The 26,352-nt window shown below is 63.1% G+C and carries 26 protein-coding genes and 1 tRNA gene; 16 read left to right on the top strand and 11 right to left on the bottom strand.

Annotated features, from left to right (window positions below; all coding sequences use genetic code 11):
- The coding region (locus tag RMO89_RS05590; protein ID WP_310531738.1) for an aromatic ring-hydroxylating dioxygenase subunit alpha at positions 1–854 on the bottom strand (854 nt) is incomplete at its 3' end.
- Positions 855–957: 103 nt separating this feature from the next.
- Here RMO89_RS05590 and RMO89_RS05585 point away from each other — a divergent pair.
- The 6 genes from RMO89_RS05585 to RMO89_RS05560 all read left to right on the top strand — a co-directional run bounded on the left by RMO89_RS05585 (position 958) and on the right by RMO89_RS05560 (position 7,837).
- Positions 958–2,160, top strand: a complete 1,203-nt coding sequence (locus RMO89_RS05585) for an MFS transporter (RefSeq protein WP_310531737.1) — start codon at positions 958–960, stop codon at positions 2,158–2,160.
- Positions 2,157–3,059, top strand: a complete 903-nt coding sequence (locus RMO89_RS05580) for an alpha/beta hydrolase (RefSeq protein ID WP_310531736.1) — start codon at positions 2,157–2,159, stop codon at positions 3,057–3,059. The genes RMO89_RS05585 and RMO89_RS05580 overlap by 4 nt, the downstream gene beginning before the upstream one ends.
- Before the next feature lie 124 nt (positions 3,060–3,183).
- The gene (locus RMO89_RS05575; protein WP_310531735.1) at positions 3,184–3,858 is read left to right on the top strand and encodes a TetR/AcrR family transcriptional regulator; all 675 of its coding nucleotides are present in this window, start codon (positions 3,184–3,186) and stop codon (positions 3,856–3,858) included.
- A gap of 79 nt (positions 3,859–3,937) precedes the next feature.
- Positions 3,938–5,419: an MFS transporter gene (locus RMO89_RS05570; RefSeq protein ID WP_310531734.1), complete on the top strand. Its 1,482-nt coding sequence runs from the start codon at positions 3,938–3,940 to the stop codon at positions 5,417–5,419.
- Between the two features lie 41 nt (positions 5,420–5,460).
- Positions 5,461–7,350, top strand: a complete 1,890-nt coding sequence (locus RMO89_RS05565; protein ID WP_310531733.1) for an ABC-F family ATP-binding cassette domain-containing protein — start codon at positions 5,461–5,463, stop codon at positions 7,348–7,350.
- A 10-nt stretch (positions 7,351–7,360) separates the two neighbouring features.
- Positions 7,361–7,837 carry a GreA/GreB family elongation factor gene (locus RMO89_RS05560; protein WP_310531732.1) on the top strand — a complete coding sequence of 159 codons (477 nt, stop codon included), beginning with the start codon at positions 7,361–7,363 and terminating at the stop codon, positions 7,835–7,837.
- 40 nt (positions 7,838–7,877) lie between these two features.
- Here RMO89_RS05560 and RMO89_RS05555 read toward each other — a convergent pair whose 3' ends face one another.
- From RMO89_RS05555 to RMO89_RS05545, 3 genes are read right to left on the bottom strand one after another with little or no spacing between them, the layout of a single operon-like run.
- Entirely contained in the window at positions 7,878–9,407 is a 1,530-nt protein-coding gene (locus RMO89_RS05555) for a DHA2 family efflux MFS transporter permease subunit (RefSeq protein ID WP_310531730.1), read from the bottom strand.
- A gap of 11 nt (positions 9,408–9,418) precedes the next feature.
- Entirely contained in the window at positions 9,419–10,570 is a 1,152-nt protein-coding gene (locus RMO89_RS05550; RefSeq protein WP_310531729.1) for an HlyD family efflux transporter periplasmic adaptor subunit, read from the bottom strand.
- Positions 10,563–12,035 carry an efflux transporter outer membrane subunit gene (locus tag RMO89_RS05545; RefSeq protein ID WP_310531727.1) on the bottom strand — a complete coding sequence of 491 codons (1,473 nt, stop codon included), beginning with the start codon at positions 12,033–12,035 and terminating at the stop codon, positions 10,563–10,565. Before RMO89_RS05545 ends, RMO89_RS05550 begins: the two co-directional genes overlap by 8 nt.
- A gap of 86 nt (positions 12,036–12,121) precedes the next feature.
- Here RMO89_RS05545 and RMO89_RS05540 point away from each other — a divergent pair, with 86 nt between their 5' ends.
- Complete coding sequence (locus RMO89_RS05540) at positions 12,122–12,766, top strand: TetR/AcrR family transcriptional regulator (RefSeq protein WP_310531726.1); 645 nt, start codon at positions 12,122–12,124, stop codon at positions 12,764–12,766.
- A 91-nt stretch (positions 12,767–12,857) separates the two neighbouring features.
- Complete coding sequence (locus RMO89_RS05535) at positions 12,858–14,168, top strand: Hsp70 family protein (protein ID WP_310531724.1); 1,311 nt, start codon at positions 12,858–12,860, stop codon at positions 14,166–14,168.
- A gap of 10 nt (positions 14,169–14,178) precedes the next feature.
- Here RMO89_RS05535 and RMO89_RS05530 read toward each other — a convergent pair whose 3' ends face one another.
- Genes RMO89_RS05530 through RMO89_RS05520 form a run of 3 tightly spaced genes read right to left on the bottom strand, consistent with a single transcriptional unit; the run spans position 14,179 to position 15,151 of the window.
- Complete coding sequence (locus RMO89_RS05530) at positions 14,179–14,514, bottom strand: DUF2322 family protein (RefSeq protein ID WP_310531723.1); 336 nt, start codon at positions 14,512–14,514, stop codon at positions 14,179–14,181.
- A gap of 31 nt (positions 14,515–14,545) precedes the next feature.
- Positions 14,546–14,929 (bottom strand): DUF4440 domain-containing protein, encoded by a 384-nt coding sequence (locus RMO89_RS05525; RefSeq protein WP_310531722.1) that lies wholly within the window; start codon positions 14,927–14,929, stop codon positions 14,546–14,548.
- Positions 14,930–14,944: 15 nt separating this feature from the next.
- On the bottom strand, positions 14,945–15,151 hold the full coding sequence (locus RMO89_RS05520; RefSeq protein WP_310531721.1) for a hypothetical protein: 207 nt from the start codon (positions 15,149–15,151) through the stop codon (positions 14,945–14,947).
- A 116-nt stretch (positions 15,152–15,267) separates the two neighbouring features.
- Here RMO89_RS05520 and RMO89_RS05515 point away from each other — a divergent pair, with 116 nt between their 5' ends.
- The gene (locus RMO89_RS05515) at positions 15,268–16,566 is read left to right on the top strand and encodes a hypothetical protein (RefSeq protein WP_310531720.1); all 1,299 of its coding nucleotides are present in this window, start codon (positions 15,268–15,270) and stop codon (positions 16,564–16,566) included.
- On the opposite strand, the gene RMO89_RS05510 is transcribed toward RMO89_RS05515, so the two are convergent.
- Both RMO89_RS05510 and RMO89_RS05505 read right to left on the bottom strand, forming a co-directional pair.
- Positions 16,563–16,826, bottom strand: a complete 264-nt coding sequence (locus tag RMO89_RS05510) for a hypothetical protein (protein ID WP_310531719.1) — start codon at positions 16,824–16,826, stop codon at positions 16,563–16,565. The genes RMO89_RS05515 and RMO89_RS05510 overlap by 4 nt on opposite strands.
- 144 nt (positions 16,827–16,970) lie before the next feature.
- Positions 16,971–17,060: transfer RNA gene (locus RMO89_RS05505), tRNA-Ser, on the bottom strand.
- Positions 17,061–17,225: 165 nt separating this feature from the next.
- Between RMO89_RS05505 and hspQ the strand changes: the two genes are divergently transcribed.
- Positions 17,226–17,606, top strand: coding sequence for a heat shock protein HspQ (hspQ, locus tag RMO89_RS05500; protein ID WP_310531740.1), 381 nt, complete (start codon positions 17,226–17,228; stop codon positions 17,604–17,606).
- A gap of 15 nt (positions 17,607–17,621) precedes the next feature.
- On the opposite strand, the gene RMO89_RS05495 is transcribed toward hspQ, so the two are convergent.
- The gene (locus tag RMO89_RS05495) at positions 17,622–18,491 is read right to left on the bottom strand and encodes an ABC transporter permease (RefSeq protein WP_310531718.1); all 870 of its coding nucleotides are present in this window, start codon (positions 18,489–18,491) and stop codon (positions 17,622–17,624) included.
- Between the two features lie 82 nt (positions 18,492–18,573).
- Here RMO89_RS05495 and RMO89_RS05490 point away from each other — a divergent pair, with 82 nt between their 5' ends.
- The 6 genes from RMO89_RS05490 (at position 18,574) to RMO89_RS05465 (ending at position 25,055) form a co-directional block, all read left to right on the top strand.
- Positions 18,574–19,239 (top strand): GcrA family cell cycle regulator, encoded by a 666-nt coding sequence (locus RMO89_RS05490; protein WP_310531716.1) that lies wholly within the window; start codon positions 18,574–18,576, stop codon positions 19,237–19,239.
- 103 nt (positions 19,240–19,342) lie between these two features.
- Positions 19,343–21,289: a pilus assembly protein TadG-related protein gene (locus RMO89_RS05485; protein ID WP_310531715.1), complete on the top strand. Its 1,947-nt coding sequence runs from the start codon at positions 19,343–19,345 to the stop codon at positions 21,287–21,289.
- On the top strand, positions 21,286–21,864 hold the full coding sequence (locus tag RMO89_RS05480) for a pilus assembly protein (protein WP_310531714.1): 579 nt from the start codon (positions 21,286–21,288) through the stop codon (positions 21,862–21,864). The genes RMO89_RS05485 and RMO89_RS05480 overlap by 4 nt, the downstream gene beginning before the upstream one ends.
- Before the next feature lie 47 nt (positions 21,865–21,911).
- Positions 21,912–22,490, top strand: coding sequence for a hypothetical protein (locus tag RMO89_RS05475; RefSeq protein ID WP_310531713.1), 579 nt, complete (start codon positions 21,912–21,914; stop codon positions 22,488–22,490).
- 50 nt (positions 22,491–22,540) lie between these two features.
- The gene (locus tag RMO89_RS05470) at positions 22,541–23,662 is read left to right on the top strand and encodes a GGDEF domain-containing protein (protein WP_310531712.1); all 1,122 of its coding nucleotides are present in this window, start codon (positions 22,541–22,543) and stop codon (positions 23,660–23,662) included.
- Between the two features lie 109 nt (positions 23,663–23,771).
- Entirely contained in the window at positions 23,772–25,055 is a 1,284-nt protein-coding gene (locus RMO89_RS05465) for a sensor domain-containing diguanylate cyclase (protein WP_310531710.1), read from the top strand.
- Between the two features lie 103 nt (positions 25,056–25,158).
- On the opposite strand, the gene pnp is transcribed toward RMO89_RS05465, so the two are convergent.
- Positions 25,159–26,352: polyribonucleotide nucleotidyltransferase (pnp, locus tag RMO89_RS05460; RefSeq protein ID WP_310531709.1), on the bottom strand; the 1,194-nt coding region annotated here is incomplete at its 5' end.

Here is a 26,352-nt window from a genome sequence, read left to right as displayed (position 1 = left end):
TCTTCAAGGAACACCCGCCGCGCCTGCCTCGCCTCTTCCTCACCCGGCGGGTGCGTGAAGAAGTAATGCGTCGACGTCTCGGTCTCGGGTGTCAGGATGTGCGGGTTGGCCATCGGCGGCACCAGTGGGTCAAGCTGCGTTCCGGCGCGCGCGATGCCGATGAACAGTGCAAGGCTGGCCGGGGCGTGCCAGCGGATGTGCAGCCACTGATCGACCCGCTCGCCCTCGCCCAGCATTGGCATGGCCCAGCCCGGTGGCACGGCATCGGTGATATCCCAGAGGTTCCAGACGGCGCCGTCTTTGTCCTGCTTCACCGTCTGCTTGCCGTGGGTCAGCAGCGAGCCATTGGTGCCGAAGCTATCGACATGGAGATATTCCGCGTGGCTGAGATCGAGGAGGTTATCCGCGATCAGCTCGTAATTGACGGCCATGGTATAGACCGCCCGTTCGCAAGGACTGCCTTCGTCGATAAAGGCAAAATCGGGGATCAGCGCAGGATCGGCGTCCTCCGCTCCTCCCGCCCAGAACCACAGGCCGCCATGCCGTTCCTCCACGCGCGGTGCGTCCAACTTTGCAGCTGCGGGCGGTTCGCCCCCGAAGGGGTTGTGCACGCATTTGCCGAAGAGATCGAAACCCAGCCCGTGATAGCCGCAGAACAGGCGATCGCCATCGCGCCGGCCTTTGCTCAGCGGCACGAAGCGGTGCGGACAGCGGTCAGCCACCATAGCCGCGCTGCCGTCCGCACGGCGCATCAGCAGCCACGGCTGGCCAAGCAGGCGCCGGGTAAGCCAGCCTTCCGAAGGCACTTCATCGCTCCATGCAGCAAGGTACCAGGCATTGCGAACGAAGGTCACCAAGCACTCTCCCGATCTTCTATTTGAAATGATAGTTCTAGTCTGATAGGCGGGTGAAAATCAAGTGCGGAAGCGCGCAATGCTGCCGCCGGGGAGAGTCTGAATGAACGCGATGCGTGCCTTTTTCCATGACCTGACGTTGAAGCGGCAAGGCATGGTTGTTGTCATCGCGGCCTTCCTGCCGATCATTGCCATTGTCGCGATGGGACCTGCAGTTCCGGCGATGATCGCCCACTTCGCCAGCGATCCCGAAGCGCGCGCGCGCATTCCGGCGATGATCGGCGCTCCGGGGCTGACAATGGCGCTTCTTGCGCCGTTCGCCGGATTACTGGTCGACAAGTTCGGGCGGCGACCTCTGCTGCTGGCAGGCACGCTGTCCTATGGCGTGTTCGGCGCGGCACCGCTACTGCTCGACAGCCTTGATCACATCTATGCCTCCCGCCTGCTGCTGGGCGTATCGGAAGGCATCATCCTCACCGTCGTCAATACGCTGATCGGCGATTACTGGGACGATAAGGGACGCAAGAACTGGCTGTTCCTGCAAGGCCTGCTTGGGCCGTTCATCGCCGGGATTGTCGCGCTCATTGTCGGCTATGCCACCAAACTGCAATGGAACGGGGTGTTTTACGTTTACCTCATCGCATTGCCGATCTGGGTAGCGATGGTCTTTTGGATCTTCGAGCCGAACAAGGCGTTGGCCCATGACAGTGTGGGAGCCTCCTTGAAGGTGCCAGCCAAAACGCCGTTTCCGTGGCAAGCGGCCCTGACAATCGCCACCGTCACCTTCTTCTTTTCGATGCTGTACTACGTGTTCATCATCAATGGTTCGCTGGTCTTTGCCGAAGTTGGAGTCACGGATTCCCGCGCCTATGCGGCAATCATCTTTGTGCCGCAGCTCTTCATCCTTGCCGGCGCGGTCCTGTTCCGTCTGATCGCGCACCGTAGCTACAAACTGCAGATCGGCGTTGTTCTCGCCTTGCTGGGCAGCGGGCTGGCTGGCATCGGTTTGGCGACGACGCCAGCGATGATGGCCGCCGCGCTGATCGTGCAGCAAACCGCCGCCGGGATGACCGTACCGACCCTTATTGGCTGGGCGCAGACCAAGTTCGATTTCCAGCACCGTGGCCGCGGCATGGGCATCTGGACGGCGGCGTTTTTCCTCGCCCAGTCGCAGTCGCCGCGCCTTGTCCACGCACTTGATGTTCACGCCGGTTCGATGCAGGGGGCTTTCCTGACAACCGGGCTAGTCGGACTGTGCGGCGCGCTCTGCACCTTCGCCTTGCTATCCATGAAGAGACGCTCATGACCTTGCGGTTTGCTTTCGCTCTTGCGCTCGCCGCCTGCCCGATCGAAGCGCAGGCGCAGGACGGCGGCCTGACCTTCACCAACGCCGCGCGCGCCGACTACCCGGGCGAAGTGGCGCTCGGCACCGGTCCCGGCGAACCGGTGGAGGATTGGTACCGGATCAACGGCTCACTGCAGGTCCGCAACACCAGCGCGGCAACGCTTACGCCCTTCCTACCATCTCCCAAGGCAAACACCGGCGCGGCCGTGATCATTGCGCCGGGGGGCGGTTTCCTTGGCCTCGCGATCGAAGAGGAGGGCTACCGTGTCGCCAAGTGGCTGGCCGATCATGGCGTTGCTGCTTTCGTCCTGAAATACCGCCTGCTGACTACTCCGGCCGACCCGGCAATTTTCCGCCGCGAACTGGTATCATTGCGATCCGGCGGAAAGGCGAGCTTTCGCCCGCAAGACGACACTCCGGCGACCACGTTGGCCGATGGACAGGCTGCGCTGCGCCATGTCCGGGCCAATGCGGCCAAGTACGGCGTCGAACCGGCAAGGATCGGCATGATGGGTTTTTCCGCAGGTGCCTTCCTGACACTCAGCGTCACCTATGCCAATGATCCCACGGCGCGCCCGGCCTTCATCGCGCCGATCTATGGCCACCAGCGCGCCGGTCCCGTGCCGCAAGGTGCGCCGCCGATGTTCGCGCTGATTGCCAGTGACGACGTGTTATTCGAACGGGGCGATTTCGGCCTTGTCGACAGCTGGCGCAAGGTCGGAGCACCGGTGGAATTCCATCTCTTGCAGAACGGCGGACACGGCTTTGGCCTCGGGTCGGCGGGAACGTCCAGCAATGACTGGATTTTCCTTTTCGAGCGTTGGCTTGCGGTCAACCGCTTCATTCCGGCACCGCGCTGACTGTGCCTCTATCGGCAAACAGGGGAAGAATAAGAGTTGAGATTTGGATTCAGCGCAAAACCCGGTGTATCTTTGCTCATGGCTGGCGCATGGACGCGACTGCACAGGCTGGTGGGATAGACGTATGTCGACAGGATTGAAGAAGAAGGGCGCAACCCAGACTTTTGCTGTCGCAGACGTCAGCCGCAAGCCTCAGCAGGGCCGCTCCAAGGCCTCGCTCGAACGCATGCTGGTGGCCGCGCGTGAACTGATGCTGGAACGCGGCAGCGAGGAGTTTACCCTTCAGGAAGTCAGCGAGCGCGGGCAGGTTTCGATCGGATCGATTTACCTGCGCTTTGAAAGCAAGGACAATCTGGTGCGCGGCGTCATCGCCGAAGCGCTCGACAGTCTGCGCGCAGAGGAAACCGCCTTGCTCGCCAAGCTGGGCAAGGATTGCCCTGACCTCGACAGCTTCGTCCCCGCGTTTGTCGAAGGCTATGCCGAACTGCTGCGCCGCCACGCCCCGCTGCTGCGTATGACCATGGAACGCGCCGTGTTCGATCCGCTGGTCTCCGGCCCCGGCAAGGAAAACGCTCTGCGCGCCGAAGCCGACGCAACTGAAGCTTTCATGAAGTATTCCGCGCAGTTTGGCGGGAGCGATCACAAGGGCAAGGCTGAGGCAGCGTTTCACATCATCTTTGCCACTCTGGCCCGGCAGCTGAGCCTGGGCTCTTCGGGCGAGGCTGCCCATGGCTATGACTGGAGCCTGCTCAAGCGCGAGCTGGGCCGGATGTGCCTCGCCTATTTTTACGCCGATTGACATTTGCCCGACCTCAATTAGAAATCATCATTCTAATTGAGGCGCCAATGCAGCGCCCGTTCTTCCGGGAGAGGCTGACATGGCCCAAGGAGCACCCCCATTCGCGCGCCTGACCTGGCCGGAACGCTTGGCGTGGATGGTCTGCGCCATGCCCGAACTGCTCAAATCGTTCGCTTGGGACGCCTTCGTCCTGTTCTTTTATGCCCAAGTTGTCGGACTGAACGGCTGGCTGATCGGCCTCGCCATCAGCGTGATCGTGGTCTTCGACACCCTCGTCGATCCGTGGATCGGCGCATTGTCCGACCGGCTGACAGGAACTCGCCTTGGCCGCAGGCACAGCCTGATGTTCGCCGCCATTCTGCCGTTTACCGTGGGCATCGCCATGGTCTTCGCCCCGCCCGCCGCGATGAGCCAGATGCAGATCCTCAGCTGGCTGCTCGGTTGGGGATTGCTGGCGCGCATCGGCATCTCGTTCTGGACGGTGCCGGCCTATGCGCTGGGCGGCGAACTGACCTCGAGCGAGAAGGAGCGCCGGCTGGTCGCGGTGCTGCGCAACCTTGGCAATCAGGCGATTATCCTCAGCGTGCCAGCCGTTGCTTTCAGCGTGTTCTTCGCACATCGGCCCGGCTTTACCCGGCCACAACTTGATCCGGCACCCTACCCCGGCTTCGGTCTGTTCGTCGCCGGGCTTGGCGGGCTGCTGATGGTGATCGGCGCGCTGGGCACCTATCGCCGCGCACGCATGATCGAGGCGGCAGAGCGCCACTCGCCCGAAGCAGGACCTGAAGCAGGCAATACCGGCACAGGCCCGCTGGCCGTCCTGCGCGCGCTGGTGCAGTCGATCCGCATCACGCCGAATGTCGGCAAGCTGCTTGCGGTCGCCTTCCTCGTGCTGTTCGTCAATTCGGTAATCAACCAGCTGTCGCTGCATCTGGCGACCTACTTCTGGCAACTCGACCAGGCCTGGACGCCCCGCCTGCTGATGGCAGCGACGTTCGGCTCGATCCTCGCCATGCTGATGGCGCCGCTGTTCCTCAAGTTGTTCAGCAGCCGGCGAGCCATGGTCATCGGCCTGTCCGCCTTCTTCACCTGTCAGGCGCTCGCTGTCGTCCTGCCCCTCAGCGGCCTCGCCCCGGCAGCCGGCACCGCCGCCATTGGGGTGCTGATCGCGGCGCTGCGCTTCCTTGGCGGACTGGCCTACGGGCTTTACGTGGTGCCGTTCAACATCGTCACTTACGAGATCGGCGACGAACACGAATACAACACCGGCCGCCCCGCGCAGGGCACGGTTGCGGCGATGATGTTCGTCGGGCTGCAACTGGGCAGCGGCGCGGTGGCCCTGCTTGCCGGATCGTTCCTCGGCCTGATCGCCTTCCCGGTCGGCTTGTCAGTAGAGGCTATGCCGCAAGGCAAGGTTGAGGCGCTGGCGTGGTTCATCCTCGCCCTGATCGTCGTGGCCGGCGGAGCGATGGCCTGGCTGGTCAGCACGTTCCGCATCGACGCGGCCAAGATCGCCGCCATCCGCAGCCGGCGCGAAGGCAATTCGCGCTCGGAAAGCTGATCGCGCTTTTGCTCGCCGCGCAGCGGTGCTAGGCGCGCGCCATGCTTAACCTGACCGGAATCACGGTTCGCCTTGGCGGGCGAACGATCATCGACGATGCGACCGCCAAGTTGCCGCCAAACGGCCGCATTGGCCTCATCGGCCGCAATGGCGCGGGCAAGTCCACGCTTGTGCGGGTGATCGCCGGCATGCTTGAGGCGGACGCCGGCGATGTCACCATGCCCCGCGGCAGCCGGCTGGGCTATATCGCGCAGGAAGCGCCCGGCGGTGATTCCACCCCGTTCGAGACCGTCCTCGCCGCCGACACCGAGCGCGCCGAACTGATGCTGAAGAGCGAGGATTGCAGCGATCCGCAAGCGCTCGCCGAGGTTCATGACCGGCTGATCGCCATCGACGCGCACTCCGCCCCTTCTCGCGCATCGCGAATTCTCGTCGGGCTTGGTTTTGACGAAGCGGCCCAGCACCAGCCGCTCGAAAGCTTTTCCGGTGGCTGGCGGATGCGCGTGGCGCTGGCTGCGCTGCTGTTCTCGCAGCCCGACCTGTTGCTGCTCGACGAACCGTCAAACCACCTCGATCTTGAAGCCGTGCTGTGGCTTGAGGATTTCCTGCGGTCCTATCCGGCCACGATCCTGCTGGTCAGCCACGAACGCGATTTCCTCAACAACGTGGTCGATCACATCCTGCACCTGTCGGGCGGCAAGCTCACGCTCTATCCCGGCGGCTACAACGCGTTCGAGCGCCAGCGGGCCGAACGGCAGGCGCAGATCGCCTCGGCCCGCGCCAAGCAACAGGCGCAGCGCGATCACCTGCAGGAATATATCGCAAAGAACTCCGCCCGCGCGTCCACCGCGAAGCAGGCCCAGTCGCGCCAGAAGGCGCTGGCCAAGCTGCAGCCGATTGCCGAACTGATCGACGATCCCTCGCTCAGCTTCGATTTCCCGCCACCCGACGAACTGCGCCCGCCGCTCATCACGCTTGACCTCGCCTCGGTCGGCTACAGCGAAACACCGGTGCTGCAGCGGTTGAACCTGCGCATCGATCCAGATGACCGCATCGCCCTGCTGGGCCGCAACGGCAACGGCAAGACCACGCTGGCCCGCCTGCTGGCCGCCCAGCTGGCCCCGATGGAAGGCAAGATGGCCGCCAGCGGCAAGATGCGGGTCGGCTATTTCACCCAGTATCAGGTCGAAGAACTGGACCGTTCGGAGACCCCGCTGCAGCACATGACAGTTGCCATGCCCGGCACCAGCCCGGGCGCGGTACGCGCGCAATTGGGCCGCTTCGGCTTTGCCGGGCCTAAGGCGATGACCGAAGTCGGCAAGCTCTCGGGCGGCGAACGCGCGCGCCTCGCGCTGGCGCTGATCACCCGCGATGCGCCGCACATGCTGATCCTCGACGAGCCGACCAACCACTTGGACGTCGACGCGCGTGAAGCCCTGATTCAGGCGCTGAACGACTATACCGGCGCCGTGGTGATCGTCAGCCATGACCGGCACATGCTGGAAATGACCGCCGACCGGCTGGTGCTGGTCGATCAGGGCACGGCGCATGATTTTGACGGTTCAATCGACGATTACATCGCCTTCGTCCTCGCCAAGGACCCAGCCTCTGCCCGCAAGGGCGGCGAAAACGGCGGCGAAAGTCGCGGGGTGAACAAGAAGGAACAGCGCAAGGCCGCTGCCGCCGCGCGCGAGAAGGGCCAGGAAATCCGCAAGCGTGCGAAAAACGCCGAGGCGGAACTGGCCAAGCTTACCCAGCAACTGAAGGCCGTCGATCAGGCCATGTTCGACCCCAAGAGCGCCGAACCAGCTTTTGCCAAGCTGACCATGTCCGAACTGATGAAGCGCCGCGCCGAAATCGAAACCGCCATCGAAGCGGCCGAGGCGGCATGGCTCGAAGCCAGCGAAGCGCTCGAAATGTTCGCCGCGTGAGCGCCCACCGATGAGCGTAGCCTTCCGGCGCGAGGGGGACGAGGAACACCTTGAGCCCAAGTTCGAAATCCCGATCCCGCCGGGACCGAACCTTGTCACACCGCGCGGATTGGCCCTGATCGGCGAACGCGTGGCGGCGGTCGAGGCGCAGGTTGCCGAACTGGCCGACCGCGCGGCTGACGACCCGCAGTTGAAGTCCGCCAAGCGCGACCTGCGCTATTGGCAGACCCGCCAGATCACCGCGGAACTGGTCCCGGCGCCCTCGGGCGAAACCGTGGAGATCGGCACGCGAGTCACCTTCCGCATGAACGGCAAGGAGCGCACGCTCGGCATTGTTGGCGATGACGAGGCCGATCCCACCAGCGGCCTGGTATCCTACTCCGCCCCCCTCGCCCGCGCTCTGATGGGCGCGCAAGCGGGCGACCTGCTCGATTTCTCGGGCAAGGACGGCGCGATCGAGGTTCTGGCTATCGCGCCCATCTTCTGAATGGAACGGCCAGCTTTTTACGCCGCTGGCCCATCGCGCTTTAGTGCACTGCAGTCGTGTCAACTTCGCGCTGCGGCCGAGGGGCCAGCCAGATGATCATCGCCGCCCCGGCAAAGATCAGCGCGGCAATCTGGAAGACGTGGTTGGTGGCAAGCGCCAGGCTTTGCTGATCGACCAGCTGACCCACGGCGACACGTGTCTGGTCGACAGTCCATCCCTGCGCCGCGAGCGCGTCCTGCGCCTCACGCGTGTTGAGCCTGCCGGTCATTTCGCTTCGCGCAACCACAGCATTATCGTTCCAAATGGTGGCTGAAATCGACGTTCCGATCGCGCCTGCCATGGTCCGCAGGAAATTCATCACGCCCGCCGCCGAGGCAGTTTCCTCAGGCTCGACTGCGGCCAAGGCAAGCGTGGTCAAAGGCACGAAGAAGAACGGCATACCAAAGCCCATGATCAGCTGCGGCATGGCCAGTGTCCAGAAATCGGCCTGACTGTTCCACTGCGAACGCAGCAGCGCGGTCATGCCGAGCCAGAGGATCCCGAAACAGACCAGCAGGCGCGGATCGACGCGGGTGGAAAGCTTGGCCACGACCGGCGCCATGACAATTGCGGCCACGCCGGTGAAAGCGGTGGCATAGCCAGCATAGGTTGCGGTGTAGCCAAGACTCGCCTGCAGCCACTGCGGCACGATCACCATGGTCGAAAAGAACGCCGCGAACGAGAACGACAGCGCCGTAACCGCGACCGTAAAGCCCCGGTGCCGGAACACCCGGATGTCGACGATCGGCTGCCTCTCCCCCAGTTCCCAAGCGATGAAGACGGCAAAGCCGATCAGAGCGGTAAGGCCGAGCACGACCATCGACGTGTCATTGAACCAGTCATGTTCGCGGCCCAGATCGAGCAGAATTTGCAGCGCGGCAATCCACAACACCATGAGGAACAGCCCCGTCCGATCCACCTTGAGCGGCTGCCCCGGGGTCTCGATCGGGCGCAACAAGCGCATCGCGCCAAAGCCGCAGAGCAAGGCAACGGGCAAGTTGATCAGGAAGATCCAGTTCCACGACAAGTTGTCGCTGATCGATCCGCCCAGAATCGGGCCGATGATCGGAGCAACCAGCGTGGTCATGGCCCACAGCGCCATGGCTTGCGCTTCTTGATCCTTGCGGAAGATACGCAGGAGCAGCGTCTGCGTGAGCGGCATCAGCGGCCCGCCGCACAGCCCTTGGCCGATCCGGCAGGCGACGAGCATCGTCAGTGACGTCGACATTCCGCACAGCACCGAGAACAGCCCGAAGCCGAACATGCCGACGGTGAAGGTTAGCACAGCTCCGTAGCGGCCAGCTAGCCAGCCGGTCAGCGGCACACTGATCGCTTCGGCGACGGCGTAGGACGTGATCACCCAGACACCCTGACTTGGCGATATACCAAGGCTGCCAGCGATGTGCTGCACCGAGACATTGGCGATCGTCGTATCGAGGACGATCATGAAATTGGCGAGCGCCAGGACCATGCCCGCCATCAGCAGCTTCTTGCCGGTGAACGGCGCCGATGCCGCCTCGTTCGCTGTCATGGGCCGGCTCCCTACTGCGCCGAGACGTCGATTACCGCTTCCATCGACAAGCCAACCCGCAGCGGATGGGCGCGCAATTCGCGCGGGTCGAGGGCGACCCTCACCGGAAGCCGCTGGACCACCTTGATCCAGTTACCAGTGGCATTCTGCGCGGGGATAAGCGCAAAGGACGAACCGGTACCGCCCGACATCCCGACAACCTTGCCGTGGAATTCAACTCCGCTGCCATAGAGGTCAGATGTCAGCGTCACGGGTTGGCCAATCTTAAGCCGCCGCAGCTGCGCTTCCTTGAAATTGGCATCGACATAGACCTGTTCGACCGGAACGATCAGCATCAGCGGCGCGCCCGAGCCGACTCGCTGTCCGGTCTGCACGCTGCGGCGAGTGATCACGCCAGCGATCGGCGCGCGGACGACCGTGCGCTCCAGATTGAGCCGCGCCAGATCAAGCCGCGCCTGCGCCGCCAGAACATCGGGCGAGGAGCCCGCCGTGGTGCCGCTGATCAAGGCATTGTTGGCCGCAAGTTCGCTGCTCGCCGCATTGCGGATCGCCCCGGCCTGCGAGATGCCGGCGCGGGCCAGATCAAGGTTGGCACGAGCGGCCGCATAGGCACTGGTAGCCGAAGACAGCTCGTCGCCCGACACCGCACCGCCGGGGGCAAGTTTGCGCCGACGATCAAGATCAACGCTGGCCTTGGCAAATTCCGCCTGCGCCGCCGAAAGCTGGGCGCGGGCGCGACCTTCCTCAGCCGAGCGGGCCTGCACCTGTGCGGATAGTGCGCTGCTCGTTGCCGCGGCCTGGCCGAACTGGCGCCGGGCCTTGGCAAGATCGGCCTCCGCCTGGGCAAGCGCGATCCGCGCCTCGCTATCATCGAGCCGCACCAGCACGTCGCCTTTGCGGACCACCTGGGTATCGGCCACGGCAACCTCGATCACCTGACCCGAAACCATCGGGGTGACACTGGCGGTATCGGCCCCGACATAGGCATTGTCGGTGCTGATCGTGCGGCTGCCGACCAGAAAATACCACGCGCCATAGATCAGCAGCGCGGCGAGAACCGCGATCCCGATGATCGACAGCAGCTTGTTGCGGCGGGCCTTGCGTCCCGCGTCCGCAGTTTCGAGTTCAAGCCCTTCGAGGATTCCGGGATCGGCTTCAGCCATTGGTCTTGTTCCTGGGCACGGCAACCGCCGCATTTTCGGGAGTTGTTGAAAAGCCGCCGCCCAGCGCGCGCACCAGGGCAACGTCGAGGGTGAAGGCCCGCGCTTCGAGATCGGCAACGATCATGCGGGTCTGAAGCAGTTTCTCCTCGGCGCTGAGCACGTGGAGATAGGTCGAAAGGCCGCCTTCGAAACGCTGGCGCGCAATCGAATAGGCCTGTTCGGAATTGCCGAGCGCTGCCCGGCTCTGGGCTAGCCGCGTCGCCAGTGCGTTACGGCTGGTCACCGCATCGGCGACCTCGCGGTATGCGCTCAGCACCGTACCGTCATAGGCAGCGACGGCCGCATCATAGCTTGCACGCGCGCCCTTGTACTGACCGGCCAGCTGCCCGCCGCGAAAGATCGGCAGGCTGATCGCCGGGCCAGCGGTGCCGAACGTCGATCCGCTGCTGAGCAAGTTGCCAAGACCTAACGACTGGAAGCCGATCATCGCGCTCAGATTGACTGCCGGATAGAAATCGGCGCGGGCAACCTTGATCCGGCTGGCGGCTGCTTCGACCCGGGCGCGGGCTGAGGCAATGTCCGGTCGGCGGCCGACAAGATCGGTGGTGACAGTCGCGGGGATCATTGCCGAGCTTCCCAGCTTGAACGGCAACGCGATGGACAGACCGCGATCGGGCCCTGCTCCGACAAGCGCGGCGATGCGATTGCGGGTCAGCCCGATGGCTTCGTCCGTCGCAGCCAGTTCAGCGCGCGCCAGCGGCACGGCGCCGCTCGCCTGTTCTAGTTCCGCCCGGGTGTCGAGCCCGACTGCGACCCGGTCCGCGACCAGCTTCTGCGTCTGCAGACGAACCGCCAGCGCCTGATCCTGAACCAAACGCTCGGCTGCAAAGCGCGCCAGATCGGCGTAAGCAGCGGCGATGCTGGTCGAGAGCACGAGGCGCGCCTGTGCAACCTCGATCCGCGCGGCATCGGCATCGGACGTCGCAGCGGCCAGCGCGGCGCGGTTCTTGCCCCATAGGTCGAGGTCGAATCCGAAAGTCGCAGCGACGCGCCCACTATCGTTCCAGCCCTGCGGCACGAAGGCAGGCGGGATGCCGTTATTGTAACTCTGCTTGCTGGCCGCACCGCTGGCTTCGACACCCACTTGCGGCTGCCGGGCGGCCCCAGCCTGCTGGGCATAGCCTTCGGCGGCCCGCAAACGCGCGGCGGCGGCGACAAGATCAGGCGAACCGCTGAGTCCCTCGGTAATCAGCTTGCTGAGCTGCGCATCGCCATAGACGCTCCACCAAGCACCTGCAGGCCAAGCAGAAGTCCCATTGTCAGACGCGAGCGAACGACTCGCAGCAATCGCTGAGGCCTCGCGCATCTCGGGCCGCTCGCCGAGCTGCGGCACAGAGGCGCAACCGGCAAGCAGCAAGGGGAGTGTCAGCAGAGCAAAGTGAACGTGGCGGGGGGAATCGCGCATTGGAATTACCGTACTATTGGGTACGGCTTTCAGATGGTCGCGCAATCCGGACTTGTCAACACAAAACTGTACCCTATAGTACGTCTATGGGACTGGATGTAAAAACCTTGGGCAAACGCGAGGCCAACAAGCTTGGTCGGCGTCAGGCCATCGTCGAAATCGCCGCCCTGTCGTTCATGGAACGCGGCTATGCTGGCACTTCGATGTCAGCAATCGCCACCGAACTCGGCGGATCAAAAAGCACGCTTTGGGGCTACTTTCCCTCCAAGGAAGACCTGTTCGCAGCCGTCATGGACGATGCGACGGCCGAGTTTCGCGCACAATTGGATGACGTGCTCACGCACAAAGGGGCCTTTGCCGAGACTGTCCTGGCCTTCTGCCGAAGGTTCATCACCAAGGTCACATCGCACGATGGCTGCGGGCTCTATCGCTTGGTCGCGGCTGAAAGCGGCCGCTTTCCTGAAGTCGGCAGGATTTTCTCCAGCCGCGGCCGTGAACCTGTCGGACAACTGCTGGCCCATTATTTCCAGACTCAAATTGAAGTTGGCACAATGCGCCCCTCGGATCCTAAGCGTGCCGCGCAAATGATACTGAGCATGTGCCTTGGCGATCTGCACCAGCGCACGCTGCTGCTGGGCTTCCGTGCAACGCCAGAAGACATAGAGGCCGAAGCCAAGGCAGTAACCACAGACTTCCTGCGTGCGTATGCCAGTGGCGAAGACGTCCGTTAAAGGGCGATTTACGAAAGACGAAGGGCAAAGCGATTGCCGGATCGCGGCCGCGCTGCCATAGGCGCCGACCGCTTTCGAGGACGCTTTATTCATGCCGGCCAGCATTTCCCCCGCCCGCGCGGTCGGCATCGACTTTGGCACGACCAATTCGGTTATCGCCATGGCATCGGGCACCGGGACTGCCGAACTGGTTGAATTTGACGCGCCTGGTGGCACCAGTTCGGTCTTCCGGTCGGCCTTGTGCTTCTGGCCGGAGGACAGCGCTGCGGGCGGGCTGGCGCACGAAGCCGGCCCATGGGCGATCGCCGAATTCCTCGATTTCCCGCAGGGGTCGCGCTTGCTGCAAAGCTTCAAGTCGGTCGCCGCCCGGGCCACGTTCGAACATGCCAACCTGTTCGAAAAGCGGCTGCGCTTTGAGGATCTGGGCCAGATTTTCCTGAAGCACCTGCTGGCCCACGGCGAGGAGGCGCTGCGCAATCTGCCCGAACGCATCGTGGTGGGGCGGCCCGTGCGTTATGTCGGTGCGCAGCCCGATCCGGCACTTGCGCGCCGCCGCTACGATGCGATGTTTGCGCTGCTCGGCCGGGAAATCCACTATGTCTACGAGCCACTGGGAGCAGCCTATGGCTTTGCCACGGGCCTTTCCGACCCGGCCACGCTGCTGGTGGCGGATTTCGGCGGCGGCACCAGTGACTTTTCAATCGTGAAGGTTGGCCCGCCGGGCGCGGCACAGCGCTGCGTGCCGCTTGGATCGGCCGGCATCGGCATTGCCGGGGACAGGTTCGACAGCCGGATCATGGACAAGCTTGTGCTCCCCCTGCTGGGCAAGGGCGGCACGTATAATTCCTTCGGCAAGGTACTGGACATTCCGGCCGGGCATTTTACCGAATTCGGCGACTGGTCGCGCCTCGCCCTGATGCGCAACCGCCGGACGCTCGCCCAATTGGCGCAGCTGGAGCGCAGCGCCACCGACCCCGCCGCCATTGCCCGGATGATCGCGGTGGTAGAAAACGAACTGGGCTATGCCCTGTATGAAGCCGTGGGTCAGCTCAAGCGCAGCCTGTCGAACGAAACCCATGGCCATTTCCACTTCGAAGGTCCCGGACTCGTGATCGATGCCGAGGTCAGCCGCAGCGATTTCGAAAGCTGGATCGCGCCAGACTTGGTCCGGATCGGCGAAACGCTTGACGCGGCGCTGGCCAATGCCGGGCTGGATGCCAGCCAGATCGATCAGGTGTTCCTGACGGGCGGCTCGTCATTGATCCCCGCCGTGCGCCGCGTGTTTGAACAGCGCTTTGGGCCGGACAGGATCGCCAGCGGCAATGAGATGACCTCGATCGCCCATGGCCTCGCCCTGCTGGGAGAAGCCCCCGACCTTCACGACTGGATCGCGCTGGATTAAGCGCCGCCGGTCAATCGCTATCGGCGGTAACTTGAATGTCCAGCGCAGCGCCGCCCGCCGCAATCGCCAGCAGCCGATCGACATTCGGATGAGCGCCGGGACGCGCGCGGGCATCCGCCGTGTGCTCGCCAAACACGAGCAGGCCATGCTCGGCCGTCGCACTGTCCAACGTGCCAAAGGCCTGCTTCAGGTAGTTATAGACGGCCACCGAGCCCTGCTTGCCCGGTTGATTCTCGATGCTGGCAACCACCCGGCCATTGGCGTCAACGAGGTCGATGCGCTGCACGCCCGATACAGGCGGCAATTGCTGCAGGTTATCCTTGAACGTCGCACCCGGCTCAATCATCGCCATCATTCCTGTCATCTGTTCCGCCAGTTCACGCCAGAGTGAGAAAAATCTCAGCCTCAAGCATCCATTCCCCGCCGGCTTTTCGCCACTTGGCGGCGTAGGTGCCCGATGCCAGATTTGTCCCGGAGAGGGTCACGCCCTGCCACTCGCCATGCTCCATCGCAATCGGCGCAACTGCCGAAAACTCGATCCTGTGAGGAAGGCGCGCGTAGACCGTGCGATTGGCGCTCGCGAATTCGCGCTTCCACGCCAGCAGCTGCGCTTTGCGCCCGGTCAGCAGCGCACTGTCTGTTCCGGCGACCAGCACGACATCGTTCGTCAGAAATTGGCCGATGGCCGCAAGATCCGCGTCCGCAATCGCGCGATTGAAGGCGGCGCGGCGCAGACGAATGGCAAGATCGGGAGAGTCCATGGTGCCCTTCCCGGCTCAGTCCGCAGGCTTCAGCTTCACCCAGATATCGACCGGCGCGGCAAACTTGCCGGGCGCCGGCTTGCCCACGTCGACGCGCTCGGCAACCACCAGTTCTCCGGAGGCAAGGTTGAAGCTCGCCCATGGCTTGGGCATCCGGTTGAAGGTCATCTTCTGGATGGGTCGGCCAGTCGCCGAATTCATGATCGTTGCAATGATGCTCATGGGCTGCCGCTAACCGGATTTTCCGCAAGTCGCCAGCCGGTCGCAGACGCAATCGACAGTCTGGTAACCGCCGCAAACGCTCTTGTGCGCCTGCCGCATCGTGCTAGCCGCTCGCCATGACAGAGACGGCGATCATCGACTGGGCACGCGGCGACCTGTTCAGCCTCGATTTCCCCGCCCATCCCGAAGCGCTCAGATCCGGCGGGCCGGAATTCCTGACGCGCGCCTTTCGCGCCAGCGGCGCGCTGGGGGCGGATAACCGCGTTACGGCGATCACCGGTCTTGACGAATGGATGCTGGGCGGCACCGGCGTCAAGGCGCTGCTTTCGGTAGCCTATGAACGCGACGGGCCCGTCTTGGCGCGCAATCTGTTCGTGAAATTCTCGCGCAATTTCCACGACAAGGTGCGCGACAGTGGCAGCTATCACATGCCGTCCGAAGTGCGGTTGGCGAAGCTTTCGCGCACGGCCGGCTTTCCGGTCGACGTGCCGCAATGCTACTTTGCCGATATTCAGCAGGACACGCTGACGGGCATCCTGATCACGGAACGGATTGCCTATGGCCAAGGCGCGATCGAGCCGCATCACCCGAAATGCATGGACCACCTGTTGCCCGATCCGTTGCCGCACTACCGGGCACTGATCACCAATCTGGCGCGGCTATCTGGCGCGCACAAATCGGGCCAGCTTGGCGACATTGTCGAGCGCGATTTCCCGTTCGATGCCGACCGGCTGATCGCGCGACGTCCACCATTTGACCTGCAGTTGCTGGCCAAGCGGATCAACCGCCTCGCCGAATTCATCCTGCGATATCCGCACCTTTTCCCCGCGCATATCGCCGACCGGGGCTTTCTGGATGCCTTCTGCGCCGCCGCCCCGATCGCGGCCGGACAACAGACGCAGATCCTGCGCTACCTGCTTGCCCGGCCAGAGATGATCGCGCTTTGTCACATGAACGCGAACATCGACAATGCGTGGTTCTGGCGCGAACCGGAGGGCGCGCTGCGGTCTGGACTGATCGACTGGGGCAGTGTCGGGCAGATGTCAGTGGCCCAGTCGATCTGGGGTTGCCTGGGCGCGGCGGAGCCAGAAACGCATGACCGGCATTTCGACGGCCTTATTGATCTCTTCGTCGCCGAATATGCGCAGGCAGGCGCGCCAATACTCGATCGAGGCGAGCTTGCGCAGCACGTGGAAATGCACGTGATGCTGTCAGCCCTGCACATGACGACAGCCCCGCCTGCCATCCTGCGCGAAGTGCCCGACCCGGCGGAGGCGGCGGATCGCTACGATCCCGTATTCACCGCGAATGAAACTGCACGGGTTCAACTGAAAGTCACGATTGCGCTGCTCAACATGTGGAGCCGCCGCGATCTCGGTCGCCATCTGCGGGCCGATGCAGTCTGGCGGCGCTAGTTGGCCGGCGTTTCGACAAGCTCGGCGATTTCAAACGAAAAGCTCTTCCATCCCCGGGTCCGCGCCGCCTGTTCAGCCGGCGCCCGCTTGCGGCGCGCCTCGGCAAGCGAGCGGGTGTGGCCCCAGAACACCTCGGTCTTGCCGCCTTCAAGGTCTGCGACAATGCGCCAATAGTGCGTAAAACCGTCCGCTGTCGGGCCGATGGTTTTAATATAGCCATCGGGCATGGTCGCAGTGAGATACCGGCGCTTCTTGCTCATGGGCAACCCATTCGCCAACTACCAGCGCAATGCAATACCGCTGTCCGAGCATGGCCACGACGTCGCATTCATAGGTCAGCAGGCCGCGCACGATTGCAGCGCCTTGGGAACGATCTTGCAGTTCGCTTTGTTATCATGGGGTTATGGCGGAGAGGGTGGGATTCGAACCCACGTTACGGTTACCCGTAAACCGCATTTCGAGTGCGGCGCATTCGACCACTCTGCCACCTCTCCGTGAGATCGCCTGCGGGCGGCGCGGGGGCCGTCCGGTCGAAGAACGGCGCGGTTAGCGCAGCGCGGGGCGCTTGCCAAGCCCTGCATTGAACGAATTTCGGGGAAGTTATTCGGTCCGCTGCTTGTTTCGCAGGTGCACAAGAATATATTGGGACCATGAACCGCATCGAACGCGCCCATTTCTACTCACCGCAGGCCGGACGCCTGGTCGAGGCGCCGAGCCATTCGCGCGCGCGCTTTGCCATTGGCGATGTCGTGCGCCACCGCACCCATGACTTTCGCGGGGTGATCTTCGATATCGATCCGGTGTTCGCCAACAGCGATGAATGGTACGAATCGATTCCCAAGGAAGTGCGCCCCACGCGCGAGCAGCCGTATTACCACCTGCTCGCCGAGAACGGTGAATCGAGCTACATAGCCTATGTCAGCCAGCAGAACCTGACCGGCGACGGTGAAGCCGGGCCAGTCGATCATCCATCGGTCGATGAGCTGTTTCAGGACTTTGCCGATGGCCGTTACCACCTGCGGGCCAGCCTCACCCACTGAGCGGGCAAGTTCCGGTCAGCTTTTCAGCTTCCAGCCGCGCTTGAGCAGGAGGAAGCACACTGTGCCCACCACGAGGTTCAGCACACCCAGCCCGATCGCGCCGTGCAGAACCGCCTCGTTTGTGCTGCCAATATCGCTCTGGCCAAGGAAGCCGAAGCGGAAGCCGGAAATGACGTAGAAGATCGGGTTGAGTCGGCTGATCGTCTGGAAAGCGGGCGCAAGGTTGTCGATGACATAGAAAGTGCCCGAAAGCATCGTCAGCGGCATGATGACGAAGTTGGTGATCGCGGCGTTGTGATCGAATTTCTCGGCCCACATCGATGACAGGAGCCCAACGAAGGCCAGAAGCATCGAGCCCATCAGTGCGAACCACACGATGGCCCAGAGGTGCGGTACGCCGAGGTGAACGCCGGGATAGAGCCACATGGCACCGGCGAGCGCCAGTCCAACCAGCACCGCGCGGGTCACAGCAGCACCGATCAGTCCGAGCATCAATTCAATCTCGGACAGCGGCGGCATCAGGTAGTCGACGATGGTCCCTTGCATCTTGCCTGAGAGGAAGTTGAAGCTCGAATTGGCGAAGGCATTGTTCATCATGCCCATGACGATCAGGCCCGGCGCAACGAATGTGGCAAAGGAGACGCCAAGCACTTCTCGGCCTTCACGGCCCAGCGCAACGGTGAAAATGACCAATTGAAGCAGGGTTGTGATTGCCGGGGCCCAGATAGTCTGGGTCTGGACCTTGATAAATCGGCGCACTTCCTTGATATAGAGGGTCCACAGCCCCAATTTGTTGACGCGGTGGATCACGGGTTCGCCCTGGGCCGGAAACTGCCTGGGTACTGCCTTCGATCCGGCGACAAGAGATGTGGGTTGATCGGCCATCCCCGGGCGACTATCGGCTGGCTGCAACGAAGGCAAGACATGTGCGCGACTGCGCGCGTGAAAGCCGTGAACAGGAATTGCGATGAGCTGGACCGACGAACGTATCGAACGACTGACCAAGATGTGGGAAGGCGGCTCAACAGCCAGCCAGATCGCCGACGAACTCGGCGGTGTTTCGCGCAACGCGGTCATCGGCAAGGCGCATCGCCTCGGGTTGAAGGCACGCCCTTCCCCGGTCAAGGCGAACGACAAGGACGAGGCTGCGCCCAAGGCCGCGCCTGCGCCCAAGGTCGCCAAGCCGGCCGAGCCCAAGGCGGCGAAGATTCCGTCGGAGCCGGCCCCGCGCCTCGCTCCGCCGCCGCGCGCGCCGGTTGCCGCACCTGCAGCGAACGCCGCGCCCAGCACGCCACAGCCGCGCATCGTCTCCGTCGGCCCGGGCGGATTCCTGCGCCAGGGCCCCGGCGACCAGCAGGCGCCGATCCCGCCAGCCCCGCCCCGCCGTCTGGTTCCGGCCAAGCCCAGCGCCGAAATTCAGGGCAAGACGACGCTACTCGATCTCAACGATCGCATCTGCCGGTGGCCGATGGGTCACCCGGGCGAGCCGGACTTCCACTTCTGCGGTGAAAAGGTGAACCCCGGTTTTCCTTACTGCGTGGACCATTGCGGCCGTGCCTACCAGGCGCAGCTGCCGCGCGGCCATCGCCGTCCGCCCCCGCCGCTGCCCTTCGGCGGTCCGCGCGTCCGCTAATACGCGCCTGTTCGAACCTCGGGCAACTACGTAAGGTGCTGACACCCACCGCTTAAGCGTGTGGGGGTAATCGTTGCGCGGTCGGTAACCGTCCTGCGCAACCATGAACCAACGTCCCGCCTTTATGCGAATTGTCCGCCTCCTGCTCCGGCTTGCCGGGGCGCGGGGCGGCAATGTCCTGTCGATTGTCGCGCTGGCCTTGCCTGCGCTGCTGCTGATGATCGGCGGCGGCATCGATATGAGCCGTTCCTATATGGCCCGTACCAGCCTGCAGAACGCCTGCGACGCGGGCGTGCTTGCCGGGCGCCGGGCGATGAGCAAGTCCGGCGTGTTCAGCACGGCCGAGACGGCCAAGGCGCAGTCGATGTTCAATTTCAACTTCACCGGCGGCCAGGTGCAAGCGGGGAATACCAGCTTTACGCCGGTGGCCAATGCCGCCGGAGAGGTCACCGGATCGGCCAGCACGCAGATTCCCGCCACGTTGATGCGGCTTTTCGGCTGGTCGCAATATGCCATCACCGTCAATTGCGGCGCCGAACTGCAGCTTGCCAGTGCCGACGTGATGTTCGTGCTCGACACCACAGGATCGATGGCCTGCCGCCCGGACGGGAGCGATTGCACTTCGGGCTCCAGCTCGAAGATCCAGGGCCTGCGCGAGGCGGTGAAAGACTTCTACAAGACCGTTGCAACGGCAGTGATCGACAAGAACACCACGCGCATCAGGTTCGGCTTCGTGCCCTATTCAATGACGGTGAATGCCAGCGAGCTTTTGACCACCGGCGCCATGCCGACGTCCTACATTGCCGACAGCCATTCGTACCAGACCAAGCTCGCCTATTTCGGGACGCCCGAATACACCGGGACCGACAGTGCCCCGTCCAATTCGGTGGAAACCTATTCCTATGCCATCTCGCAGAATGACTGCAATGACTATGGCAACAACGACTACCCGTCCTACGGCAACAATCCCACGACCAGCGGCACCTCTCCGGCAAATACCACCACGACCACTTATTCCAACAACTCCTGGACCAAAACGTCCGGAAGCAGCTGGTGGGCAACCGGAACCTGCAAGCGCAACAAGTCCGTCGTCACCACGACCTGGGCCACGGGCAGCAGCTATCGCTTCTCGTATTACGTCTACCGCAAGGGCACAGTGCCGACTGATAGCTACAAGAGTTTCGGATCGGTCAGCTATGTCTCCTCGATCTCATCCTCGGCCACGGTACCGACGTCGGGGACCTATGACATGGTCACCCTTGCAGCGATGGCCGGCACGTCGGGACTGACCCGCTCGTCCGACACCTGGGACGGCTGTCTGGAAGAGCGCGAAACGGTCAACGATGCCACGATGAACCCGGTGCCAGCCGGCGCAACCGACCTTGACATCGCCAGCGCCCCTTCGTCCGACGCGACGCGCTGGAAACCCTATTGGGGGGCGATGGAGTTCTATCGAAACAATTATTACACCTCGGTCAATTCGACGACCAACCTCAGCGGATCGACTGAATACTGCCCCTCGCCCATGAAGAAATTTACCGAGGTTGACACCACCAACCCGGCGACAGTGCCTTCATGGCTGGACACCTATGTCACCAATCTCGTCGCCCGGGGCGCCACCTATCATGACATCGGCATGGTCTGGGGCGCACGATTGGCCAATCCGGACGGCATCATGGCGTCCAACGTCAACGAAGGTAACCGCTCGCCCAGCCGGCACATCATCTTCCTGACTGACGGCATCATGGAACCTCACCTGACCGCCTATTCGGCCTATGGGATGGAATGGTACGACAACCGGATCGCGCCAGTGAGCAGCGATGTCTCGACGCTTACATCCTATCATAATGCCCGCTATCTTGCCGCCTGTTCCGCCGCAAAGGCCAAGGGCTACACGGTCTGGGTGATAGGCTTCGGCGTTGCGCTGACCGACCAGATGCGCGCCTGCGCCAGCGGCGGCCGAGCCTATGCCTCAAGCGATACCGCGACGCTCAAGACCACGTTCAAGTTCATCGCCGGCGAAGTTGCCGACCTCAGGATCAACCGGTGATCTGCCGCCTGAGCCACGATAGGCGCGGCGCGACCGCAGTGGAATTTGCGCTGATCCTGCCGGTGCTGTTGATGCTGGTGCTGGGATCGTTCGAACTCGGCCTCGCGCAATATCTGCGTTCCGTGCTGGAAGGCGCAATGCAGCAGGCAGGCCGCAATTCCAGCCTGCAAAGCGGACCGGCCTCGCAAGGCCAGATCGACGCCTTCGTCCGCGCGCAGGTCCAGGCCGTCTTTCCGGGGGCATCGGTCGAATTTGCGCGGAGCAATTATTCCACCTTCAGCGATGTCAGCGCGCCCGAGGATTTCACCGACAGCAACGCCAATGGCCGCTATGACAGCGGCGAATGCTACGTCGATCTGAATGACAATCGACGCTGGGATTCCGATCGCTCGAAAAGCGGTCAGGGCGGCGCCAATGATGTCGTTCTCTATACCGCCACCGTCACGTACACCTCAACCCTGCCGGTCGCGGGCCTTGGCTTGTCGCCGGTGCAGCGCCTGACCTCATCAACCACGCTGCGCAACCAGCCGTTTTCATCGCAGACCAGCCGCACAGCGGTGCAGATATGCACCTGAGCGGTTTCCTGCGAACCTGGACCGCATGCCGGAGCGGCGTGGCGGTGGTGGAACTGGCCGTTGCCTTGCCGCTGCTGGTAACCGTGTCAATGGGTGGGTTGGAACTTGCCAGCTTCGCTCTGGCCAACCTGCGCGTCAACCAGATTGCCATCCAGATCGCCGACAACGCCAGCCGGGCCAAACTGACTTCGGTTTCAGGAGCAGCCCAGTTTCGCGAATACGATGTGAGCGAAACCTTTCGCGCGGCTGATCTCGCTTATCCGGGAATGGCGATATTCAACAATGGCCGGGTGGTGCTGTCCAGCCTGGAAACCAATGCCACCGGCGGCCAGTGGATTCACTGGCAGCGGTGCCGGGGCTCAAAAGTCGTAGGCTCGAAATATGGGACTCAGGGGACCGGAGCGGTCGGCACCGTTCTCGCCGGGATGGGGCCGGTCACTTCAGTCGTGACTGCCGAAAGCGGATCGGCGATCATGTTTGCCGAGGTCTATTACGATTACCGGCCCGTCACCCTGCCTGGCGCTACCATCACCATCTACCGCCAAGCCGCGCTTTATGTGCGTGATGACCGCGATCTCAGCCAGATCTACAACCCGTCCCCCACCGCAACAGTATATTCCTGCTGAGCCTGCATGCTGCTCTTAAAAACCGCTTCGACCCGCCGTTAACCATGAGCATGGCAGATGCAAACATCTTGACGCGCATGCGCGGTTGGCTGGGCTACGATGGCCAAACCGAAACTGGACTCGACGGCGATTACACTGAGGCACTGACCGCGCCGGCTCCACCCTCGCTCGCCAATGTCGGACTGATCGACGAAATCACCGAATTTCACCACGCCCACGGTCTGGCAGTATCTTCAGACAGCCTTGCCTTCGCATATGACTTCATCACCGGCAGCGATCCTCGGCTGGCCGGCCTTGTCAACCGGCGCCTGCGAGAACAATTTCTGATCGACGCCGCCTGGATCGAACAGACCCGGAAGACCGCCCGCGACGACGACAGCCGTTCGATCGCCACCCTGCGCGAGCGGTTGGAAAAATCGATCCACGAATTCTCCAAGACCACCCGCGATGCACGCAGCGCCACCAGCGATTACCAGAGCGTGCTGCAGGTGCACGTCGATGAGCTGAGCGCCGTCAACAAGGCCGGCGAAGTCATCACCGAACTCGCCAACGTGGCCAAGGCCATGCTTGACCGCACCCGCGACATTGAAGACCGCATGGCGCGATCCGAGCGCGAAACCCGCCAGTTGCAGCGCCGCCTTGAAGAAGCGAAGCGCTCGGCCGAAGTCGACCATCTGACAGGCCTGCCCAACCGTCGCGCCTTCGAAGGCGTGCTCGAAAAGGAATATGCCGAGGCCAAGCGTTCGCGCGATGCGCTGAGCGTGGCCTTTTGCGACATCGACAAGTTCAAACTGATCAATGACGTGCACGGCCACGACGCCGGCGACCGCGTGCTCAAGTTGGTGGCGCGCATCCTGTCGGAAATTTCCGACGACCGCTGCCATGTCGCTCGCCACGGGGGCGAGGAATTCGTCGTCGCCTTTCGCGGCAAGACCGCGCGTGAGGCGATGCAGACGCTGGACGAGACCCGCGAATCGCTATGCTCGCGCAAGCTGGTCAACCGGGCGACCGACACCCCCTTCGGGACTGTCAGCTTTTCCGCCGGGGTGGCCGATGTCTTTGCCTATCCGGATACCCGCGCCGCGCTGAAGGCGGCTGACGAAGCGCTTTACCAGGCCAAGGAACACGGCCGCAACCGTATCGAACTGGCGGTACCCGGCATGAGTGGATGACAGGCTAAACCAATGGTTGGTTTGGGACTTCTGGCGATGGTGATCAGCGACTTAACTGGTTGATAATCCCCTTACGTTAGCAGCGGACAGGATAGGAGACACCGACCGGATGGCGCGCAAATTCTTTGACTGGAAGGCTGCAAGCGACCGGAAGCACCTGCTGGTCATCGGCGCGACCTCAGGCGTGGCCATGGCCTCGATGCTGGGCTGCGTCAGCGTGCTCGCTGTGAGCCAGGCGCTGGCCTGGGGCCCTGCTGGACCCTTTGCTGCCGGACTGCTGGCCGCGACGGCTTTCACGCTTGAAGCATTCATTGCCGTCTATGGCCGCCGCGAGTTGCACAGCCGTGCCGATCTGCTGATTGATGCGACACGCGCGAAAGAGCAGACCGACGAGCTCTTCGCCATGACGGACATGCTGCAAAGCGCCGACAATTACGAAGATGCCACCGCCGTGCTGCAAGCCAGCTCGTTGCGTCTTCTGCCGCAGTTCGGTGCCGCGCTGTATGTGTTCAACAATTCTCGCGACCGGCTCGATCTGGCCGGATCGTGGAACATGCCGGGCGAATACCACGTGCCCGAAACGCTAGCCCCGGCCAATTGCTGGGCGCTGAAGCGGGGCAAGCCCCATATCAACGATCCGCAGACCGGCACGCTGTGCTGCAGCCATCACGCCTCCCGAGTGGGCACGGTGGAAATTCCGATGATGGCGCGCGGCGTGGTCCACGGGCTGTTCGTGATTGCCTGCGACGCGCCGGACGCCTTCGCCCGCCTGCTCGATGTGCGCCGGCTGGGCCGCGCGCTGGCCGATTCGATGTCGCTGGCGCTGTCGAACATCTCGCTACGCGAAAAGCTGCGCACCCAGTCGATGCGCGATCCGCTGACCGGACTCTACAACCGCCGTTACATGGAAGACGCTCTGGAGCGCTATCTCAGCCTGGCCGAACGTTCAGGCAATGCGACGTCGGTGCTGATGATCGACCTCGACGATTTCAAGAAGCTCAACGACGAGCATGGGCATGCCAAGGGCGATGCCGTGCTGCGCGATGTCGCCGGGCAGATGATCGGCGCGCTGCGTCCATCGGACGTGGTTTGCCGCTATGGCGGAGAGGAATTCCTTATCATCCTGCCCAACTGCCCGATCGAAGATGCCGCGACCAAGGGCGAACAGATCCGCAGCCGAATTGAATCGCTGTCTGAGTCGCATCAGGCCCGGGTTTCCGCGTCGATCGGCATTGCTGCAGTGCCTACCACTTCAAGCACGGCATCGGACCTGATCCCGCTGGCCGACGCCGCGCTGTTCCGCGCCAAACGCGCCGGCAAGAACCGCGTCGAACAAGCCGGAAGCCGCTCTGCCAGCCATGAAAAACCGGTGCGGATCGCCGTCACCTCCTGAACGCCTGCCAGATCCGGGGGCAGCACAAAAGAAAAGGGGCCGCCGCAGCAGCCCCTTCCCCTTGATAGTTTCGTCGTCCCTGCTTTCGCCGGGACCACGCCGATCAGTCGTCGTTCTTGAGGAACGCCGGCATGTGATCGGGGTTGCCACCTTCTTCGCGACGGGGGCCACGATCGCCGCCTTCACGGCGGGGACCACGGTCACCACCGCCATCGCGGCGCGGGCCACGACCGCGATCGCCACCGGGGCGACGGTCGCCACCACGATCACCACGATCACCGCGCGGTTCGCGGGGTTCGCGGGGCGGGCGAGTGTCTTCCAGCTCAGCGCCGGTTTCCTGATCGACAACGCGCATGGACAGGCGAACCTTGCCCCGCGGATCGATTTCGAGGACCTTGACCTTCACGGCCTGACCTTCCGAAACGACATCGGTCGGCTTCTCGACGCGCTCGTTGCGCATTTCCGAAACGTGGACGAGGCCGTCCTTGCCACCCATGAAGTTCACGAAGGCGCCGAAATCGACGATGTTGACGACCTTGCCGTCGTAGACCTTGCCGACTTCTGCTTCCTCGACGATGCCGAGGATCCATGCGCGGGCGGCTTCGATCTGGCCGAGGTCGGACGAGCTGATCTTGATCAGACCTTCATCGTCGATATCCACCTTCGCGCCGGTTTCGGCGACGATTTCGCGGATGACCTTGCCGCCGGTCCCGATGACTTCACGGATCTTCGACTTGTCGATCTGCAGAGTCTCGATGCGCGGAGCGTGAGCCGACAGTTCGGTGCGAGCCGATCCCAGAGCCTTCTGCATCTCACCCAGGATGTGCGCGCGGCCGCCCTTCGCCTGATTCAGCGCAGCTTCGAAGATCTCGCGGGTGATTCCGGCAACCTTGATGTCCATCTGCATCGTGGTGATGCCCTCAGACGTACCAGCCACCTTGAAGTCCATGTCGCCAAGGTGATCTTCGTCACCAAGGATGTCGGACAGCACGGTGAAGTCATCGCCTTCGAGGATCAGGCCCATCGCGATACCGGAAACCGGACGCTTGATCGGCACACCGGCATCCATCATCGAAAGTGCGCCGCCGCAAACGGTGGCCATCGACGAGGAACCGTTCGACTCGGTAATGTCCGAGACAACGCGGATCGTGTAGGGGAACTCTTCCTTGCTGGGCAGAACAGCCTGCAGCGCGCGCCATGCGAGCTTGCCATGGCCGGTGTCACGACGCGAAGGAGCACCGAAACGACCAACTTCGCCAACCGAATAGGGCGGGAAGTTATAGTGCAGCATGAAGTT

It is taken from the genome of Novosphingobium sp. (assembly GCF_031424035.1).
In the GTDB taxonomy this organism is placed as follows: domain Bacteria; phylum Pseudomonadota; class Alphaproteobacteria; order Sphingomonadales; family Sphingomonadaceae; genus Novosphingobium.
The sequence above is the reverse complement of the archived record's forward strand: the minus strand, read 5'-3'. Positions and strand labels throughout refer to the sequence as shown.

Coding starts and splice junctions, on each gene's coding strand:
- RMO89_RS05585 (WP_310531737.1), top strand. CDS start 958: ATGAACGCGATGCGTGCCTTTTTCCATGACCTGACGTTGAAGCGGCAA.
- RMO89_RS05580 (WP_310531736.1), top strand. CDS start 2,157: ATGACCTTGCGGTTTGCTTTCGCTCTTGCGCTCGCCGCCTGCCCGATC.
- RMO89_RS05575 (WP_310531735.1), top strand. CDS start 3,184: ATGTCGACAGGATTGAAGAAGAAGGGCGCAACCCAGACTTTTGCTGTC.
- RMO89_RS05570 (WP_310531734.1), top strand. CDS start 3,938: ATGGCCCAAGGAGCACCCCCATTCGCGCGCCTGACCTGGCCGGAACGC.
- RMO89_RS05565 (WP_310531733.1), top strand. CDS start 5,461: ATGCTTAACCTGACCGGAATCACGGTTCGCCTTGGCGGGCGAACGATC.
- RMO89_RS05560 (WP_310531732.1), top strand. CDS start 7,361: ATGAGCGTAGCCTTCCGGCGCGAGGGGGACGAGGAACACCTTGAGCCC.
- RMO89_RS05555 (WP_310531730.1), bottom strand. CDS start 9,407: ATGACAGCGAACGAGGCGGCATCGGCGCCGTTCACCGGCAAGAAGCTG.
- RMO89_RS05550 (WP_310531729.1), bottom strand. CDS start 10,570: ATGGCTGAAGCCGATCCCGGAATCCTCGAAGGGCTTGAACTCGAAACT.
- RMO89_RS05545 (WP_310531727.1), bottom strand. CDS start 12,035: ATGCGCGATTCCCCCCGCCACGTTCACTTTGCTCTGCTGACACTCCCC.
- RMO89_RS05540 (WP_310531726.1), top strand. CDS start 12,122: ATGGGACTGGATGTAAAAACCTTGGGCAAACGCGAGGCCAACAAGCTT.
- RMO89_RS05535 (WP_310531724.1), top strand. CDS start 12,858: ATGCCGGCCAGCATTTCCCCCGCCCGCGCGGTCGGCATCGACTTTGGC.
- RMO89_RS05530 (WP_310531723.1), bottom strand. CDS start 14,514: ATGATTGAGCCGGGTGCGACGTTCAAGGATAACCTGCAGCAATTGCCG.
- RMO89_RS05525 (WP_310531722.1), bottom strand. CDS start 14,929: ATGGACTCTCCCGATCTTGCCATTCGTCTGCGCCGCGCCGCCTTCAAT.
- RMO89_RS05520 (WP_310531721.1), bottom strand. CDS start 15,151: ATGAGCATCATTGCAACGATCATGAATTCGGCGACTGGCCGACCCATC.
- RMO89_RS05515 (WP_310531720.1), top strand. CDS start 15,268: ATGACAGAGACGGCGATCATCGACTGGGCACGCGGCGACCTGTTCAGC.
- RMO89_RS05510 (WP_310531719.1), bottom strand. CDS start 16,826: ATGAGCAAGAAGCGCCGGTATCTCACTGCGACCATGCCCGATGGCTAT.
- RMO89_RS05495 (WP_310531718.1), bottom strand. CDS start 18,491: ATGGCCGATCAACCCACATCTCTTGTCGCCGGATCGAAGGCAGTACCC.
- RMO89_RS05490 (WP_310531716.1), top strand. CDS start 18,574: ATGAGCTGGACCGACGAACGTATCGAACGACTGACCAAGATGTGGGAA.
- RMO89_RS05485 (WP_310531715.1), top strand. CDS start 19,343: ATGAACCAACGTCCCGCCTTTATGCGAATTGTCCGCCTCCTGCTCCGG.
- RMO89_RS05470 (WP_310531712.1), top strand. CDS start 22,541: ATGGCAGATGCAAACATCTTGACGCGCATGCGCGGTTGGCTGGGCTAC.
- RMO89_RS05465 (WP_310531710.1), top strand. CDS start 23,772: ATGGCGCGCAAATTCTTTGACTGGAAGGCTGCAAGCGACCGGAAGCAC.